We start from the raw sequence: 17,977 nt of genomic DNA, 5'->3' as shown, positions 1-17,977 counted from the left end.
ATATGAAAACTTACCAGGTTTCACTGCTATTGATTACCTTCTCCCTTGTCGCTTGCAACGATGGAAAAGAAAAAATAGAGAATGATAAAGCATTATCCGTATTAGTTGATCATACTATGAAGAATATGATTCAAGTCGATGGTGATGATTTTTTAATGGGTGACTTTGGCACTCTGGTTGGAGAGAAAATACCATTCAGTATTAACAGAGATGATAAACAACTTCATAAGGTAATATTAGATGGGTTTATGATCGGGAAATATAAAGTTACTAATAAAGATTATAATGAATATATAAAGATTACAGCTAAAGAACATTTACCTTTGGGAATGGGTGAAAATCATCCATCTCTTCTAAAAGATGATGTTTCTGTTAGTGTAACCTGGCAACAAGCAAAGGATTATTGCTTATGGGTTGGTAAACAGACCGGTAAAAAAATAGATCTTCCTACTGAGGCTCAGTGGGAATTCGCAGCTCGCTCAAGGGGACGTTATTTAGCTTATGCTACTAATGATGGCACCTTTACGCGGGGTAAGAATGTACCGACTTTTGATGAATTGAATGCTGCAACCGATGGCTTGTATTTACCAATTTATCCAGTAGGAAAATACCCACCTAGCCCATTGGGACTTTATGACATGGGGTTAAGTGGTAGTGAGTGGACCAATGACTGGTATTCTTCGGATTATTATTCACACTCACCCTTGAAAAATCCAAAAGGACCAGAGTCCGGTACAAAAAAAGTTCTCCGGGGTAATATAGGTGGTGACACGCAATATGCATTAACTGTTTTCCGCCAGTCAGCACTGCCTGTTCCCGTGCTGAAAGGAAGTAAATACGAAGAGGATGGTATTGCACCAAGCTATGTTTTTCGTTGTGTAGTGAATAATTAATCTGAGAGTGGTTTATGAATAATAAATATATAATCCCCTTTTTATTTCCCCTCTCTTGCTTGCAGGTTGCGATAATATCCAGTAAGCAGAAAATAAACAATAAACACAAGAGGTGGTTAAGCGTTCTCTAGACAACATGATCCTGGTCAGTGGTGGTGAGTTTTTAATGAGTGATTTTGGACCAATAGTTAATGAGAAAGATCCGCTTAGCATTAATCAAGATGATAAAAAGTACATAAGGTTGGACTCAGCAATTATATGATTTAAAAATATAAAGTAATAAATGATGATTAAGATATTTTTCTGGACATATCAGGTAAAAGACGACGCCTATTAACGCCCTTGCCGAAGATTTTCCTTTGTTTCTGAGCAATAATTATTATGTGAGTGTAACCTGGCAGCAGGCAAAAGATTATTGCTCATGGCACGGGGAGGGTTCAGATAAAAAATAGACTTACTAACAGAAGCATAATGGGAATATGCAACTCGTTCAGAAGGTAAGTATCTACCCTTTGCGACTGATACAGGAAAGATTGACCGAGGTAAAAACCATCCGACATATGATGAATTACAAAAATTTACTGGCGGCTTAAACCTTCCAATGTATCCAATTGGTAAATATCCCCCTAATCCTTTAGGTTTGTATGATATGGGTTTAAGTGGCGCAGAATGGACTAACGACTGGTACGCAAGCGATGACTATGTGCATTCTCCTGTAAACGATCCCCTAGGCCAAAAAGCGGAGAGAAAAAAGTCTTGCGTGGAGCCGTTGGTGGCGATGATCAGTATGCCTTAACAATGTTTAGGCAATCATCACCAGAAGATCCAGAAATGAATGGTGATTATAGCTCCGCTAAAAATGGGGTTCCACCTGGTTATGTATTCCGTTGTGCTATTAATCAATAGTGTCATGTTATTCCCGATTTAATTAATTTAAAAAGGACTTATTTATGCGCTCAATAGTCACAGTGAAGTGTTTGCTTTGTTTTTTACTCTTTGTTTCATTTGGAGGACTTACATCTAATAAATATTACATGGTTAAAGATATAAAAAATCTTGATTTGTACTTGTGGAATGGACCAGATGTTAAGGACCGAATGCTCATTGGATATAATCTAATGGGGGCGGTGGATTTCAACGTTACATCAGGGGGAATATGTGGCGGTGTGGGTGGCGGAAGTAGCTATCTGTGGATTGCAAATGTCAAAAGTGGAGAGAAAAAGGCAATATTTCCCCCTGCTGGCGTTTTTTCCATCGGTGCACCTCAGGATAATGCAATTGTTTCTACAGATGATGGTCATTGTGTTTTCTCTGATGGGGAAAATGTCTACTCTTACAGTATCAAGAATCCTGTAACTAAGGTTCTTTTTGAAGATGTGCACTCCCAACATTCAGAGAAAGCCCGCCGGATATTCTTCAGTGATGAAAATAATAAAGTTGTTGTTCTTTTTGAGAAAAGCTTTTCTGTCTTTTCAAGTCGCCTGAATAGAAGTAAATTAATTGAGGCTCATTTCTCAAAAAACTCAAAGTATTCACTTAAATCACTTGGCGACTTTGCAACCCTTTCGAACAAAGGCCGAGTTTTATATGCAAGTGCATATATTAAAGATAATGAAGAAAATGTTGTTTCTGCTATTTTATTAATTGATTCACAAAATGGACTTGTGAGTAAAATCCTCCCTTTAAATTCTTACGGGAATTATTATAATTCAAAACAATTTTATGTTTTTGGAAATGGAAATAAATTAGTAACGCAGCTCCAGAGAGATACCAAACCAGCTTGGTATACTCTTGATCCAGGAGCGTCATTAAGTAATGACAACAATGGTTATAAATTTCTTTTTAATGATTATAAGGCCGGTTTGGAGGATATGCAGTTGCCTCATGGTGATGATTATTTTTATGCAGTAACCACAGATAAAGGGGAACTATTAAAAATAAATCTTTCTGGTCATGTCGATGTAACTTCTTTTGATGTTAAGGATGAGCTTAATCGTGCAGTAACTGTATCGCATGGTGAGGGATCTTATCCTGTAGTAAAACCGAATTCTCTACAACCTAAGGATGGTGATACCGCGCAGCTGTTAGGTGACTATTTTATATGCAAAGACCTGAACAATGCTCCGGGTGAAAAAAATTGTGGTTCAGCTAGATCTGGTGTCAGAGTGCTTGTACAAGAGGTCAGAAAAATAGGAGAGATCATATTTGTGAAAATTTCACCTGAAAATGATTCGGTTAATGTTTTCTGGACCGTCATTGATAATCTTCAGCTTAACAATAAATAATTCATTATTCACATTCAACTATATATAAGAAACGCTATGCCAAAAGGTTTCGTATTACTCGGCGATAAAACCACGCACGGTGGTGTCGTTATTTCTGCTTCTTCCTCCATGATCGTTAATGGCAAAAAAGTCGCTTTAGTTGGCGATAAAGTCAGTTGCCCAATTCCTTTCCATGGCGTCAACGCAATTATTGAAGGCTCCCCGGAATGGATGTCAGACGGCAAAGCGATCGTTGTGGATGGGTGTAAATGTCAGTGTGGCTGTCAGGTTATCTCCAGCGCACCGGATTGTGTCATAGGATAAAAAATGGGCTGGGAACGTCAAAAACCTTTTACTGTTGAACCACCGGTGCCGCCATCGTCTGGTGCCTGGTTGCTGAGTGGTGTGCTGGCGGTAATCACTGCTGTTCTGCTGTTTATTCTGCATGCTTCCGGCAGGCTGAGCGTGCTCAGCGTCGTGAATATCTGGCTGTTTTCACTGACTCCAGTGTTGCTGTGGCTGATTATTTTCAGTATTCGCGGTTACTTTTACGGGCGTGACCTGGATCGCTATCAGTTTCTGCAACATGAAGCACAGCACGCGCAGCAGCAGTGGACTGCGTGGGCTGAGCGTTACCTTGCCGTTATGGCGAGTTGTGTGATGCTGCCGGATCACATCTCTGCCGCGTTGTTACAGCAGAATGCAAAGGGACTGACTCAGTACCGGGATCTGGTCCGGCGTATTGATTATCTGCCACCGGATAAACCTGTATTTTCCACAGCGATGACCAGCCTGCTTGCTGGTGTCGAAGCAGCTGTGCTGGCTCTGCCAGCCGAATTGCCTCTCCAGGTCACGGTACTTGCCGATGTGCCGGAAACATCCCGGCAAAATTTGCATGCGCAGTTTGCGGATGGCTGGCAGGCAATGTTTCCGGCACGTCCTGGTCCATCATCGCTGACCATTGCCGATAAGCTTTCTTTCCACACGATCGATGAGCGCATTAAGCAACCAGAAGAGACGGTTCAACTGGTTCTGGTGGTGCAAATGCAGGGGAATGAAAGTTATTCCGATGGTCTGGCCGCGTTGCTGTTTACCAGTGATGACGTTGCCCACAAATATTCGCTTTCTCATCCGACTCGTCTGCTGCGTCCGATGCAGTGGGATGTGGCCCACGTAGCTCAGGAGCTGGAGCTGTTTCTGACCACGCAGACCCAGGCCCTACGAACGGTGGGCATTCTTGGTGATGCTCAAAAATGGACGGAGTCGTCCTCTGAACTGCTTTCCACCGGCAATGCGCAGGGTACCCCCTGGGGGCCGGATGATATCCGCACTATTGAAACATTTTGCGGTATTCAGGGGCCATTCTCGCCCTGGATGACTGCCGCATTGGCGGCTGATTTTGTTCGCATCGGGCGGCAGTCCTGGCTTGCGCTGTCCACATCAGACTCAGAACATTTTATCTGTACCATCACATCAGGGAGTGGGGATGAACCTGCTAAGTAAAATAGGGCGTATCGGCGGGCTGACATTTTTGCTGCTGCTGTTACTGGGTGCGGTGGGCTGGTTTATCTGGCATCACGGGGAGCTTATCTGGCTGGATACGAACAGCAAGAAAGTGCTCGGTTTCATGCTGGTTTGTGCGATTGCCGTGGGGTTACGTTACGGCTCAGTGCTGAGTGGGCTGGTGAAGCAATGGCGTCACCGTGAAACGGAAAAACAGCAAAACGTCCTGCCAGAAGACGAAAATCGCCTGGCACAGACGGCCCCGCGCCATGTCACGGTCACTGAACTCCAGCAGGCCCTGCGCAGCACCTACGGCCGCCTCTGGCCCCGCAAAGTCCGCATCCTGCTGTTAACCGGCAGCGCGGCCGATGTGGAACAACTCGCCCCCGGCCTTACTGCACAGTTCTGGCAGGAAGACGCCGGTACCGTTTTACTGTGGGGCGGCGATTTAGGCGCACAGGCAGATGCCGCCTGGCTTGGCGCGCTGCGCAAACTGCGCCGTCGCCCGCTGGATGGCGTGGTGTGGGTGACATCCGCATTTGCTAAGCATTCCTCCCTCGGCCAGAACGATCTCAAACCGACACTCTCCATCGACATGATGGACAGCGTCGGTCAGGCGTTTGCCGCCCGTTACGCATTACTCGGCTGGCGGCTGCCGCTGTATGTCTGGTCGCTGCATAATGCGGAAGGCGCGCAGGCGGAGCGTGTCACACAGTCTGTCGGTTGCCTGTTACCCGCGAATTGCAAAGCGGACGAACTGAGCACGCAGCTTTCTGGTCTGGTGCCTGGCCTGATAGAGCAGGGCACACAGCAGGTAAGCACCAGCACTGCACACCCGTTTTTACTGCAACTTGCCGACCAGCTCTCGCGCACGCCTGATTCGGTGGCCGGACCGCTGGGTACGATGTTGAATCCATACCGTCCTTCGCCGCTGGCGGGGGTGATGTTCAGCCCGGCTTCCGTGGATGCAAAACGCACCGTCAAAAATCACTGGGGCAAAGACAACCGCTGGGATGTGCTGCTGGATTCGCTGCCGTCACTGCCCGCAGGATTAGCCCCGAAAAAGCTTGGTTTTGCCTGGGGCAGACTGTTAGCGATGTGCGTCGCAGGGGCGATGGTGCTGTGGGGCGCTGGCATGGTGATGGCCTTCCTTGTTAACCGCGACGCAATAAATACGTCCGAAACACAGGTGCAGCTTGCCGCGAACGTGAAGCAACCGCTCCCGGCACGTCTGAAAGCACAACTTGATTTACAGCACACGCTCGACCGCCTGCAATATCGCCAGCAGGATAGCGCGCCGTGGTACAGCCGATTTGGCCTGAGTCAGAACGATGCGCTGTTAACCGCACTCTGGCCGCATTACGGGGCCAGCGCGTTGCCGTTGCTGCGTGATGCCGCCTCCAGACACCTTGAAGAACAACTGGAAACCCTGGTGCAATTACCGCCGGATGATCCGAACCGCGACAAACTGATTAAGCCGGCTTACGACCAGCTCAAGCTGTACCTGATGCTGGCGCGTCCGGAGAAAATGGATTTTGCGTGGTTCAGCAAAACCCTGATTAGCGACTGGCCGCAGCGTGAGGGCGTGCCGGATGGTGTGTGGCAGGGGAGTGGCCCGGCGCTGCTCGATTTTTATACCCGCAACCTGGCCCGTCACCCGGAGTGGCGTCTGCTGCCGGATGAAAATCTGGTGAATCAGGCCCGCACCCTGCTGGTGCGCCAGATGGGGGCGCGTAACAGTGAATCGTCGCTCTACCAGAAGATGCTGCGCCAGGTGGCAAACCAGTATGCCGATATGCGCCTGTCCGATATGACCGGTGATACCGATGCCGACCGTATCTTCACCACCGATGCGGTGGTGCCGGGGATGTTCACCCGTAAAGCCTGGGAAGAAGCGGTCAAACCGGCCATTGAAAAGGTGGTCAGCGGGCGGCGTGAAGAGATGGACTGGGTGCTCAGCGATATCAAAAGCACCGTGGTGCAACAGGATTCGCCGGAAGCACTGCAGGCGCGTCTCAAAGAGCGTTACTTTGCAGATTTCTCCGGCAGTTGGCTGGAGTTCCTCAATAGTCTGCACTGGCAACAGGCACAGACGTTATCCGACGCTATTGATCAGCTCACGCTGATGGCCGACGTGCGCCAGTCGCCGCTGGTTGCCCTGATGAACACCCTGAGTATTCAGGGGAAAACCGGGCAAACCGGCGAGGCGCTGTCCGACTCGCTGGTGAAATCCGCCAAAAACATGTTAAACCGCGACGAGCAACCGGCAATTGACCAGCAGGCCGGCGCACAAGGCCCACTGGATGCGACCTTCGGCCCGGTGCTGGCACTGATGGATAACAAAGGCGGCGGGCAGACCAGTCTCAGCCTGCAGACGTTCCTGACACGCGTCACCCAGGTGCGTCTCAAACTGCAACAGGTGGTGAATGCTGCCGACCCGCAGGCGATGACCCAGACGCTGGCGCAGACGGTTTTCCAGGGCAAAGCGGTGGATTTAACCGAAACCCGTGATTACGGCAGCCTGGTCGCCGCAAGCCTCGGCCAGGAGTGGAGTGGCTTCGGGCAGACGGTCTTTGTTCAGCCGATGGAGCAGGCCTGGCAGCAGGTGTTAACCCCTGCCGCCGAAAGCCTGAATGCCCAGTGGCAGGCGGCCATTGTGGATGACTGGAACAGCACCTTCGGCGGGCGCTATCCGCTAAAAGATACCAGCAGTGAAGTCTCCCTGCCGTTACTGGCGCGTTACCTTAACAGCGACAGCGGGCGAATCACTCGTTTCCTGCAGACGCGTCTCAATGGTGTGTTGCATAAAGAGGGTAGCCACTGGGTGCCGGACAGCATCAATGCCCAGGGGCTGACCTTCAGCCCGGCATTCCTCAAAGCGGTCGATACCCTGAGTTACCTGTCCGATGTGGTATTCACCGACGGTGAAGCGGGGATGCGCTTTGAGCTTCGCCCGGGCACGGCCAAAGACGTGATGCAGACGGACCTGGTGGTCGACAGCCAGAAACTTAGCTACTACAACCAGCTTCCTGCCTGGAAACGTTTCACCTGGCCGCACGATACCGAAGCGCCAGGGGCGAGCCTGAGCTGGATAAGCACCCAGGCGGGTACCCGCCAGTATGCGGATCTGCCGGGAGCGTGGGGCTTAATTCGTCTGCTGGATAAAGCGTCTGTGACTCCAAATCCGGGAGTGAACAGCAGCTTCAGTCTCACCTGGAAAGCGCAGGACGGACGGCCCCTCAACTACACCCTGCGTACCGAAGCCGGGGAAGGCCCGCTGGCGCTGCTGAAATTGCGTAACTTCACGTTGCCGGCACAGATATTCAGTGTTGATGCACGAGCCTCCGTTACTGCCGTACAGACCGCAGACACTGAATTCGGGGGTGACAACTGATGGCCACGCTGAACACGTTACTCAATGCCTGCCATGCCGAGCAGACGACACTGGCACAACAGGCGCAGTTGCACATTCCGTTGTGGGAGAAATGGCTGACGCCCGTTTCCGAAACTCTCCCGGTCGGGGAAGATCCTGGCTATGACGACCACTTCCAGCAGATGCGCGAGGAGGTCAACAAGCTCTCCGGTGCTGATACGGCACGGGTCTGCGAGCTGTCCGAAAAGCTGCTCACCACCACCTGCAAGGATGTACGCGTTGCCACCTATTACATCTGGGCGCGGCTGCATACCGACGGTGAAAGCGGCCTGGCAGAAGGGTTGACTTTGCTTGCCGGGCTGCTGCAGCGCTTCGGGGATGCTTTGCATCCGCAGCGTGCCAACAGCCGCAAACTGGCGCTGGAATGGCTGGCGGGCAGCCGTGTGCTGGACAGCCTGTCGCTCTACCCGGAAGTGGTGAAAGCGGACTTTGAGCGTATCACCGGTGCACTGGCACTGATTGAAGAGTGCGTGACTGGCTGGGATGACGCGGCTCGCCCGCAGTTCAGTGGCCTGTACGCCGCGCTGGAAAACCGCCTCGCGCAGTCCGGCGGCCCGGATGCGGTTATCCCACAGAACAGCGGCACCCCCACTGTCAGCAACACGTCGACAGCCGATGCGCCATCGTTGAAAGCAGTCACTTCGGGACGAGATTTACTTGACCAGGCCAGGTTGCTGGCGAAGTACCTGCACGACCAGCCGAACGGCTGGCTTTCCGGGCATCACCTGATGAAAAGTATTCGTCTTGACACTCTGCATGAGCTGCCTGCGTTGGATGCCGTCGGGCGTACGCGCCTGGCGCCGCCAAAACCGGAAAACCGCGCCTTGCTTAAACGCCTGTATCTGCAACAAAGCTGGCTGGAATTGCTGGAACAGACCGACAGTCTGTTTGCTCAGGGCGTCAACCACCTGTGGCTGGATTTGCAGTGGTATGTTCATCAGGCCTTGACCAAAGCCGGTGCGCCATACGAAGGCTGGGCAGACATCATTAAGCAGGATCTGAATGGTCTGTTGGCGCGACTGCCGGGCCTTGAAGGGCTGGCATTCAGCGACGGTACGCCGTTTGCCGATGAAGTGACGATGAACTGGATACACCAGCAGGTCACGATGTCCGCAGGCTGGAGCGACAACTCTGCCGCGCCTGCCAGCACTGCAGGCGACGACGATATCCTGCAACTGGAGCCGGAAGCGCTGGCCCAGGCCGACAGCGAAGGGATTGAGGCCGCACTCAACTGGCTGCAGAACCGCCCCGGCACCCGTACCCCGCGTCACCAGTGGCTGCTGCGCCTGTTGATGGCGCGCGTCGCCGAGCAGTACGGCAAAAACGACATGGCGCTGCATCTGCTGAATGAACTGGATGGCAACGCGGCCCAAATCACCCTCACGCAGTGGGAGCCGGAGCTGCTGTTTGAAGTGAAAGCCCGCCGCCTGAAGCTGCTGCGAATGAAAGCGACGCGCGCCGAGTCCGATAAACCGCGTATTCAGGGCGAAATGGATAACTTGCTGGCGGGATTAATCAGCCTCGACCCGGTCAGGGCGGTGGTGCTGTGTGGGTCATAACAAATAAGGACATGTTCATATGATTGACAATCTGAAAGATGTTGCTGCTTCCCTGCTGACGAATACCCTCAATCGCTACCATCTTGATATTCCTTCCTGCACTTCAGCTTTAGATGTTGAGGAGTTCAGTGGTAATGAGGGGTTAAGCGCTACTTATCGCTATTCTGTGATTTTCACCAGCGCCGATAAAGATATTGACGCGACCCAGTTGCTGCGTAAAAACGCCAGCCTGACGATGGGCACGGGGACGCTACAAAGTCTCGTCGATCAGAAAGTTGTGCATGGTGTGATTACCGGTTTTCGCCGGATCTCAGGTTCAGCCGACGAGGCCAAATACCAGATCACGCTGGAGCCTTTCTTCGCCTTGCTGAGCAAACAGTTCCGAACTCACCGCTTCTTTGTGAATAAATCGGTGCCGGATGTAGTGGCGCAGATCCTTGATGAACATGGTTTCAAGGGCTGGGAATATGAATTTACTCTCAAGCAAACTTACCCAAAACGCGAGCAGATAAACCAGTACCAGGAAAGTGATCTGGCCTTTATCGAGCGTCTACTTTCTGAAGTCGGGATATTTTACTTCTTCACTCTGCAGCCGGACACCCAGACTGAAGTTGTGCATTTTGGTGACAAACAAAGCGCCTGGGAATTCGGTAAAACCCTGCCACTGAACAGCCCGTCGCGCATGAGTGATTCTGGTGTCGAATCGGTTTGGGGGATCAATGTCCATCACAATGTGGTTGAAGCGAGCGTAACCGCTAAAGACTATAACTACCGCGAAGCCCAGAAGATCCTGCAGTCCGCCAAAGCCGATGTGACGCGCGGCGATGGTGATGGCATCACCTATGGCGAGGTCTATCACTACAAACCTCGCCATCTGGACACCGGTAGCAAAAGTGAGCCAACAGCAGAAACCGCTAACTTCCTGGCGCGTCTGGATCATGAGCGTTTTTTATCAAAGCAGATACAGGTCACAGGCGTTGCTAATGATGCGAATCTCAGTCCCGGTCAGGTATTAACGATCGTTGAAACGGCGATTGTGCCAACACTGCCCACAGTCCTGGATAACGGGATTGTCATTACCGGAATGCATTTCAGTGCCAGCAGGAAAACGGCATTAGTAGCACAGTGGTCTGCCATCCCCTTCAGTGAAACCCTGTGCTGGCGTCCGGCACTCAAACCTCGCCCGAAAGTCAGCGGCACGATGATGGCACGCGTCACCAGCGCGAAAGCCAATGACATCTACGCCTGGCAGGATGCCTCTGGTTTGTATCGCGTGAAATTTGATGCTGACCAGGACGACAAAGCGCAGGGCCAGGAAAGCATGCCGGTGCGCCTCGCCAAACCTTACGGCGGCGACGTTTATGGTATCCACTTCCCGCTGATCCAGGGCACGGAAGTGGCGATTGCCTTCCACGACGGTGACCCGGATCGCCCGTATATCGCCCATGCGCTGCACGACTCGCGCCATGTTGATCACGTCACAGAAAAGAACAACACCCGCAACGTGATCCGCACACCTGCGCTGAACAAAATTCGCCTGGAAGATAAGCGCGGCGAGGAGCACATCAAGCTCAGCACCGAGTACGGCGGCAAGACGCAGCTCAATCTTGGGCACAATGTGGATGCCGAAAGAGCTATGCGGGGTGAAGGTGCTGAGCTCAGAACGGATAAATGGCTGTCCATCCGTGGTGGTGCGGGCGTGTTTATTACAGCGGATACGCAGTCATCAGCCAGTGGAATGATGCTGGGGATGAAGGAAGCGATTACTCAACTGGAAAGTGCGCTGAGTATTGCAAAAAGTCTTTCATCCGCAGCAGAAACTGCGGAGGCGCTCCCTTCAGATACCGGGAGCCAACAGATGCTGAACGAGGCGCTGAAAGAACTGGTGAAGGCAGGAATAGTGCTGAATGCCCCTCAGGGCGTGAGTATCAGCAGCCCACAGGCCGTTCGCCTGGCATCTGGCAGTGCCAGCGTAGGCATCATGTCGCAGCAAAACACTGACATCAGCGCGATGAAGCGTTTTACCGTAGCCGCCGGTGAAGCCATCAGCATGCTGGCGCGTAAGACGGGCATGAAGTTGTTTGCAGCAAAAGGGAAAGTAGAAATCCAGGCGCAGGATGATGGTCTGGACGTGATTGCTAAAAAAGACATCACTGTCACCAGTGTGGAAGGCAGGGTGGAAATCACAGCCGCGACAGAGTTGGTAATAAATTGCGGCGGCGGATACATCAAACTCAGCGACGGCAACATTGAAATCGCCGACCCGCAAAATATTCTGTTCAAGTCAGCTAACTGGCAGAAGATGGGGCCCGCGAGTTTAAACCCATCTATGCCCCCAATGCCGAACGGTGAGATGTTTGTCGCCAATCCTAATGTTGCCCCGCAGCCATTACGTATCAGTGTTCCACAAGCGCCTAACGCCCCTGATTCAAGCTGGGCGGGGATGCCTTATACGTTGTATGCCGATGGAGCACTGTTCCAGAAAGGTGTGCTGGACAAAACCGGCCATCTGGACATTGAGCATCAGACAACGACCAAACATTATCGTATGGAAATGGCGAATGGCATCAACTATCAGATCCCTGTCGTCAGCGTTTACCGCAATGCAGAGCAAGGAGAGATGGCTAACCGTGGGCTGCAGAATCATACCTCTGACACCAGTCCTGATGTGAATCAACCCGCCTCACATACCGAGCACCGAAATCTCTATGATGAACTCCTGAAAGGCCTCAGCGATAAGGAAGAGAGCTAATGAGCCAACATGACGTTGTTTCTCCCGTCGCAACTGTCGATACAGACCAGTGCACAATCACTCCTCCGTGGTTTGTTCAGGACACTGAATATCACCCCACGCAGGCGACCTATATGCCGCTGGTTAATGGCGAAGAAGCTTTCAGAGCCGTGCATGAGGCCATCGCCAGGGCAAAGAAAACCGTCGATATCATCTGCTGGGGTTTTCAACCCTCGATGTACTTTATTCGTGATGGTAAAGAGCCATGTATTGGTGAGTTGCTGAAAAATATAGCAAAAGAGAAAGGAGTACAGGTTCGTGTTCTGGGGTGGGAAATGCCCCTGAACTCATCTGGTTTTGCTGGTGAGGCTAATTTGCCTGGGAAGGGGCCCATCAGCATTAAAGATAAGGCTGGGCAAACTTCCACAGATGAGCAATATGCTTTCGACCGGAAATGGTATAGAGAACACTCCTACGAAAGTAAACTGCAAGGCGTGAGTAGTGCGGGAATGAATATCCTCGGAGGTAAGGAGACTCGCGATGAAATTGCGATTAATAAACTTCTAACCGAAACGCCAGTATTTGCTGGTCGGGGCTTTAATCCAAAAAATCGGGCAGAGATAGCGTACCAAACCGCCTACCAAAGTGCGGATCCAAATCTCAGCGTTTCTGCCATTTCGACGATGGCAGGTACTGTAACTCACCACCAAAAAACTGTACTGGTTGACTATGAATTACCAGAAGATGCCGTCGGTTTCGTGATGGGGCATAACATGCTCGACGAATATTGGGATACGGATGGACACTCGTCACAGAAGCGGCCTGGCACCAGTGATGACCGATGGGCACCCAATTTAGGGCCACGCGGCAAGCTTCCACGGCAGGATATGTCCAGCCGGGTGACAGGGCCGATTCTCGAACACCTGCATGAGAATTTCGCGACTGCATGGCGGAGGGCAACCGGACAAGATTTACTCACAATGCGCAACGCCAAAGAAGTCGCTAAACAGCTCAAACCACGAGCCGACTTAGGTACACCCTTAATGGCGCAGCTTCTACGAACTCAGGTGCAAGAGGGAAAGCGTGATATCGAAAAGCTTTACCTGAAAACAGTGAAAAATGTCACGCAATTTATTTATATCGAAAACCAGTATTTCCGCTGGCCGCCACTGGCTGAAGCGATTAAGAAACACGTTTCAACACTATTCGAAAACGGGCGTGACCCTAAAAAACATGGCTATGTTCATCTGTTTGTTGTGACTAATGTAACGGATGAAGGCATCGGGGCTGGAACCGTGAATACACAACGTATGCTCGAAAGTCTTGGCCGTGCAGATACCATTCCTAATGTGACCAAGCAGCTTAAAATTGCAGAAGTTTTGAACCAGTTACCGACCGTTTATTACGACCCCATGAACCCTAATAACAGGTCACGAGAAGCAGAAATTATCAAAGAAATAAACGATATAGAGGACAGTAAAATTGCAGAGGTAAATATTACAGGCCTGAAAGTCCATATCTGCTCTCTTGTCGCGCCTGACTCTCCTGAGAATGACTGGATGCCAGTCTATATTCACTCAAAATTGATGATTATTAACGACGTATTCACCACTCATGGTTCAGCCAATATCAATACCCGCAGTATGCAGGTCGACAGCGAAATGAATATTGCCCACGAATGGGCCGATGTAACTAAAGCATTGCGCCAGCGACTTTGGAATTTGCATACCAATGGGATAGGTGTACAGGATGAACCTGATAAGGCGTTCAAAGCCTGGGAGTATCTTCTTGGTGACAATGAAGATCTTCAGGGGACAAAAAAAGATGCGCCCAAAGCATCACTGATTAAGTTTCTCTATAACCCAGTCACACTGACGGATCTGGACTGATGCGCAATTTATTATTGTTATCCTGCCTGCTGCTGGTGGCTTGTGACCAGAGCAGCGCTCTGAATGCCGTAAAAAAGGATGTGCCCATGGATTCACTCAGAGACATAAATGCCAAACTGGCCTTTACCTGCAAACATGAAACCATTCCGGAGGCTTCTGCCGATTCGGATGTGTTGTTTAAATACGCCCGCTGGTTACAGAAAAATAATCTGCTTAAGCAGGACAAAACAGTAGATGCTCAAACCGAGCGTTTATACCGCATCGCAGCGACAAATGGGCATGTTAAAGCCAGCATCAACCTGCAAAATGGTGCGATACGTGGCCAGTTCAATCTCAGTTCAGACGAACGTCTGCGAATGAGCCAACAACTGATAGATGCGAAAGTGGCGACCGGTTACTACTTTATCGCTATCTATCTCGAACGTGGCGCGGCTGGGCTACAGCAAAATCCGGACATGGCATTGCGTTACTACCGCAAAGCAGCGGATGAAGGAAACCCTCAAGCCCAGGCTTACGTTGGCAAGAAGTTGTCTCCGGCCGATATGGCACCTGATGTTGCCCGACAGATGCGGCATTGCGCTGCCGAGCAGGGTGAGGGAGAGGCAGCAAAGGCTTTGGGGATCAACCTGAAGAACCGGGCACAATATCAGGAAGCTCTTGAGGCATTTCAACTTGGGGTGGCTGCTGGTGATGAAACATCGGCCTATGCTCTAGAAAAAGGATTTGGTGGGCCGGAATCCGAAAGTATTTACTATCTGGGTCAGCAGAAAGATCCTGAGCGCGCCCGTCGTTATGAACAAATCGGCGATGTACTGAGCAGAGCCTCTTATGCCAGTCCTAAAGTCCCTGAAATCAGCGATATCGTCCCGCTGCCACCCGCCCCATTACCAGCCTGGGATGGCAAACTGAAGTGGGTCGAAGCCGATGATGCAAATATAGCACCACCAAAACCCAGCGAAGCCCTGATTGTGCAACTGGCTAAAGACAAACAGCTCAATCCTGAAACCGGCAGGCCGCTGCCAACCTCACCGGACTTTGATAAAAGTGCTATGACCCTGCTGTGTAAAACCGGTGAACCCTGCCCGAAAAGTGGCTACTGGCAGATTGCATGGCTGCCTCATGACGGCATCAGCCAGAACGCTATTCTGACGCTCAAAGAGGGCGACATTATGCCCACTGATGTCGTGGACTTTTATCGCCCGCGTCCGTGGCCTTTCAGCGACAAACATTATCAGCAGGAACAGAATGTCGACTGGCGATTCTTAGGCGAGGTGTAATTCCACTCCACGGCAGGCCAGCAGCAGTCACTCTCAACGGACACAAAGCAAGGAATGCAGAAGATGAACCTGTTTAACAAAGCTCCAGGGATGTACCGGTTACTGCTGCTCTCCTGTCTGCTGCTGGCAGGCTGCGATCAGGGAAAAGCCCCGACGCCAGTCAATAAAAGTGCGGCGATGGACCCGCTTTCCACTATCAATGCCCGTCTGGCCTTTACCTGCAAACACGAAACCATTCCTGCCCCTTCAACTGACTCGGATGAGTTGTTCAAATATGCCCGCTGGCTGCAGGTGAAAAACCAGCTTAAGGAAGATAAGGCGGTAGATACGCAAACTGAGCGGCTATACCGCATTGCCGCGGCCAACGGTCACTATAAAGCCAGCATCAACCTGCAGAATGGTGCCATGCGTGGACAGTTTTCACTTAGCCGCCCGGAGCGCCTGCGTATGAGCCAGCAGCTGATTTATGCGAAGGTGCCTACTGGCTATTACTTTATTGCCATTTATCTTGAACATGGGGCTGCCGGTTTGCAGCAGGACTCTGAAATGGCCTTGCGCTACTACCGCAAAGCTGCGGATGAAGGGAATGCCCAAGCCCAGGCTTATGTTGGGGAAAAGTTAGCCCCTGCTGATATGGCACCAGATATTTCCCGGCAGATGCGCCGCTGTGCTGCTGAACAGAGGGATGGTGATGCAGCCAGCGCCTTAGGTGTTGCTTTAAGCATTACGGGGCAATATCAGGAGGCGATTGAAGCGTTCCAACTGGGAGTTGCGGCGGGTGATTCGAGTTCAGCTAGCTTTTTAGAGAGTGGGTTTGATGGACCTGCCCCTACAGATAGATTGAACTATCTTGGTCTGCAGAAAGACCCTGAGCGCGCTCGTCGCTACAAAGCTATCTGGAAAGTCTTGGCAAATTACTCCTACGCCCATCCAGCGGTCCCCGAAATTAACGATATCGTCCCGCTGCCCCCCGCCCCGCTGCCCGCCTGGGACGGTAAGCTGAAGTGGCTGGAAGCACGCGAGGCCAATGTTGAGCCCCCGAAGCCGAGCGAAGCCCTGATTGAACAACTGGCTAAAGACAAACAGCTCAACCCGGAAACCGGCAGACCGCTACCAGCTCCAATTATTAATGAAAACAAGAAATACGTTATTAACTGAGGGAATAAATGAAAAAGGTATTAAATTTTAGTCTGTTGTCAGTTTCTCTGGCAACGTCTTTCATCACCTACGCAAATCAGACCAGCATTGAAGTATTGAGTGCCACAATAAAAGACCAGAAAATCTCCCAGGCCCAGGTTGTTATTCAACGTAATGGCGAACAATCACTCACGGCTACAAGCGATACAGCAGGAAAAGCGAGTATTGATACGCCTTATTCTGATACCAGCGATAATTTGGTGCTGATTAAAAAGGAAGGTTATTCCACTCTGGTAGCAAAGTGTCCATGTAATGGGATGAGTTATGCATTAAGTCCTGCCATGAAAGGGCTGGATAGTATGCGTGTTGTTTTAAGTTGGGGGCGCACGCCTTCCGATCTTGACTCACACATGGTTTATCCGGGAAACCACTTGTTCTTTAGTCATAAAGAAGGGCGTAACGGTAACCTGGATGTTGACGATATTGACAGCTATGGGCCTGAAACCATTACGCTCACTAAGCGTGAAAACGGGCAATCTTATATTTATGCGGTCCATGATTTTAGTGACCGTGAACAGCCAGGCACAATGAACCTTTCTGCCAGCCAGGCAAAAGTGTTTGTGTATGTTGGTGAATCATTAGTTCGAACCTATTATATCCCGACCGGGAAAGCCGGAAATCTGTGGACAGTGTTTCGGGTGAATAAAAATGGTGATATTGAAGATATTAATAACGTGAAAGGCACCACGTTAGATGCCGATGATATGGCTGGCGAATTACAACCCTTGCTGAGTAACAGTGCGGCTATTGATGCGCAAACCTGGAATAATGAGAGTATTAATATTTCAAAAGCGCTGAATCTTCAGGGGGAGGCCGCTTATAATAATAAACAATATGATGCAGCCATTAACTTGTTTACGGATGCAGTCAATAACTATCCGGAAAACGGTAAGGCTTACGGCAATCTGGGGCTGGTCTATCAGAAAGCAGGACGTACGGCGGAAGCTATCTGGGCAAACCGTAAGGCTATTGCACTGGCTTCGGGTAATGGAGCTAATACCATTCGTGCAGGCGCTAATTACAATATCGGTAAGATTTACGAAGCCGCAAATCAATATGCAGATGCCCTGATTTATTATAAAGCCGCGAAAAGTGAAAAACAGAATCCTGTTTATGATAACGCGATTGCCAGAGTAAGTGGAAAATAAACTAAATATCAGTGTGCTGCAAAAAATATATGGGTGATGAACCCATATATTCCCTCGGTATGTTAATCATTCAGTTTTTATTA

General features: G+C 50.6%; 11 protein-coding genes and 1 pseudogene. All 12 read left to right on the top strand.

Annotation, left to right across the window (positions count from 1 at the left end):
• Positions 1-2: 2 nt before the first annotated feature.
• The 12 genes and pseudogenes from RHD99_RS13805 to RHD99_RS13750 all read left to right on the top strand — a co-directional run bounded on the left by RHD99_RS13805 (position 3) and on the right by RHD99_RS13750 (position 17,894).
• A complete protein-coding gene (locus tag RHD99_RS13805; RefSeq protein WP_309874544.1) occupies positions 3-893 on the top strand; it encodes a formylglycine-generating enzyme family protein in 891 nt (296 codons plus the stop codon).
• A gap of 106 nt (positions 894-999) precedes the next feature.
• A pseudogene (locus tag RHD99_RS13800) lies at positions 1,000-1,799 on the top strand (formylglycine-generating enzyme family protein); the annotation flags it as partial.
• A 44-nt stretch (positions 1,800-1,843) separates the two neighbouring features.
• Complete coding sequence (locus RHD99_RS13795) at positions 1,844-3,178, top strand: hypothetical protein (RefSeq protein ID WP_309874542.1); 1,335 nt, start codon at positions 1,844-1,846, stop codon at positions 3,176-3,178.
• 36 nt (positions 3,179-3,214) lie between these two features.
• Complete coding sequence (locus RHD99_RS13790; protein WP_309874540.1) at positions 3,215-3,481, top strand: PAAR domain-containing protein; 267 nt, start codon at positions 3,215-3,217, stop codon at positions 3,479-3,481.
• 3 nt (positions 3,482-3,484) lie between these two features.
• The gene (locus tag RHD99_RS13785) at positions 3,485-4,660 is read left to right on the top strand and encodes a KPHS_23130 family T6SS system protein (RefSeq protein ID WP_309874538.1); all 1,176 of its coding nucleotides are present in this window, start codon (positions 3,485-3,487) and stop codon (positions 4,658-4,660) included.
• A complete protein-coding gene (locus RHD99_RS13780; protein ID WP_309874536.1) occupies positions 4,644-8,054 on the top strand; it encodes an ImcF-related family protein in 3,411 nt (1,136 codons plus the stop codon). The genes RHD99_RS13785 and RHD99_RS13780 overlap by 17 nt, the downstream gene beginning before the upstream one ends.
• On the top strand, positions 8,054-9,652 hold the full coding sequence (gene tssA, locus RHD99_RS13775; protein ID WP_309874534.1) for a type VI secretion system protein TssA: 1,599 nt from the start codon (positions 8,054-8,056) through the stop codon (positions 9,650-9,652). Before RHD99_RS13780 ends, tssA begins: the two co-directional genes overlap by 1 nt.
• Positions 9,653-9,671: 19 nt before the next feature.
• A complete protein-coding gene (locus RHD99_RS13770; RefSeq protein WP_309874532.1) occupies positions 9,672-12,404 on the top strand; it encodes a type VI secretion system Vgr family protein in 2,733 nt (910 codons plus the stop codon).
• Positions 12,404-14,272 (top strand): Tle5 family T6SS lipase effector, encoded by a 1,869-nt coding sequence (locus RHD99_RS13765; RefSeq protein ID WP_309874530.1) that lies wholly within the window; start codon positions 12,404-12,406, stop codon positions 14,270-14,272. Before RHD99_RS13770 ends, RHD99_RS13765 begins: the two co-directional genes overlap by 1 nt.
• Before the next feature lie 86 nt (positions 14,273-14,358).
• A complete protein-coding gene (locus RHD99_RS13760) occupies positions 14,359-15,549 on the top strand; it encodes an SEL1-like repeat protein (protein ID WP_309874529.1) in 1,191 nt (396 codons plus the stop codon).
• A 63-nt stretch (positions 15,550-15,612) separates the two neighbouring features.
• Positions 15,613-16,707 carry an SEL1-like repeat protein gene (locus RHD99_RS13755; protein WP_374708436.1) on the top strand — a complete coding sequence of 365 codons (1,095 nt, stop codon included), beginning with the start codon at positions 15,613-15,615 and terminating at the stop codon, positions 16,705-16,707.
• 8 nt (positions 16,708-16,715) lie between these two features.
• On the top strand, positions 16,716-17,894 hold the full coding sequence (locus RHD99_RS13750) for a DUF2135 domain-containing protein (RefSeq protein WP_309874527.1): 1,179 nt from the start codon (positions 16,716-16,718) through the stop codon (positions 17,892-17,894).
• The last annotated feature ends 83 nt before the right edge of the window (positions 17,895-17,977 follow it).

It is taken from the genome of Buttiauxella selenatireducens, assembly GCF_031432975.1.
Lineage (GTDB): Bacteria > Pseudomonadota > Gammaproteobacteria > Enterobacterales > Enterobacteriaceae > Buttiauxella > Buttiauxella selenatireducens.
This window is presented reverse-complemented; position numbering and strand designations above follow the sequence as displayed.

What these genes read in the sequence shown, in the direction of transcription:
- RHD99_RS13750 (WP_309874527.1), top strand. Translation starts at nt 16,716, where the DNA reads ATGAAAAAGGTATTAAATTTTAGTCTGTTGTCAGTTTCTCTGGCAACG.
- RHD99_RS13795 (WP_309874542.1), top strand. Translation starts at nt 1,844, where the DNA reads ATGCGCTCAATAGTCACAGTGAAGTGTTTGCTTTGTTTTTTACTCTTT.
- RHD99_RS13805 (WP_309874544.1), top strand. Translation starts at nt 3, where the DNA reads ATGAAAACTTACCAGGTTTCACTGCTATTGATTACCTTCTCCCTTGTC.
- RHD99_RS13780 (WP_309874536.1), top strand. Translation starts at nt 4,644, where the DNA reads ATGAACCTGCTAAGTAAAATAGGGCGTATCGGCGGGCTGACATTTTTG.
- tssA (WP_309874534.1), top strand. Translation starts at nt 8,054, where the DNA reads ATGGCCACGCTGAACACGTTACTCAATGCCTGCCATGCCGAGCAGACG.
- RHD99_RS13785 (WP_309874538.1), top strand. Translation starts at nt 3,485, where the DNA reads ATGGGCTGGGAACGTCAAAAACCTTTTACTGTTGAACCACCGGTGCCG.
- RHD99_RS13790 (WP_309874540.1), top strand. Translation starts at nt 3,215, where the DNA reads ATGCCAAAAGGTTTCGTATTACTCGGCGATAAAACCACGCACGGTGGT.
- RHD99_RS13765 (WP_309874530.1), top strand. Translation starts at nt 12,404, where the DNA reads ATGAGCCAACATGACGTTGTTTCTCCCGTCGCAACTGTCGATACAGAC.
- RHD99_RS13755 (WP_374708436.1), top strand. Translation starts at nt 15,613, where the DNA reads ATGAACCTGTTTAACAAAGCTCCAGGGATGTACCGGTTACTGCTGCTC.
- RHD99_RS13770 (WP_309874532.1), top strand. Translation starts at nt 9,672, where the DNA reads ATGATTGACAATCTGAAAGATGTTGCTGCTTCCCTGCTGACGAATACC.
- RHD99_RS13760 (WP_309874529.1), top strand. Translation starts at nt 14,359, where the DNA reads ATGGATTCACTCAGAGACATAAATGCCAAACTGGCCTTTACCTGCAAA.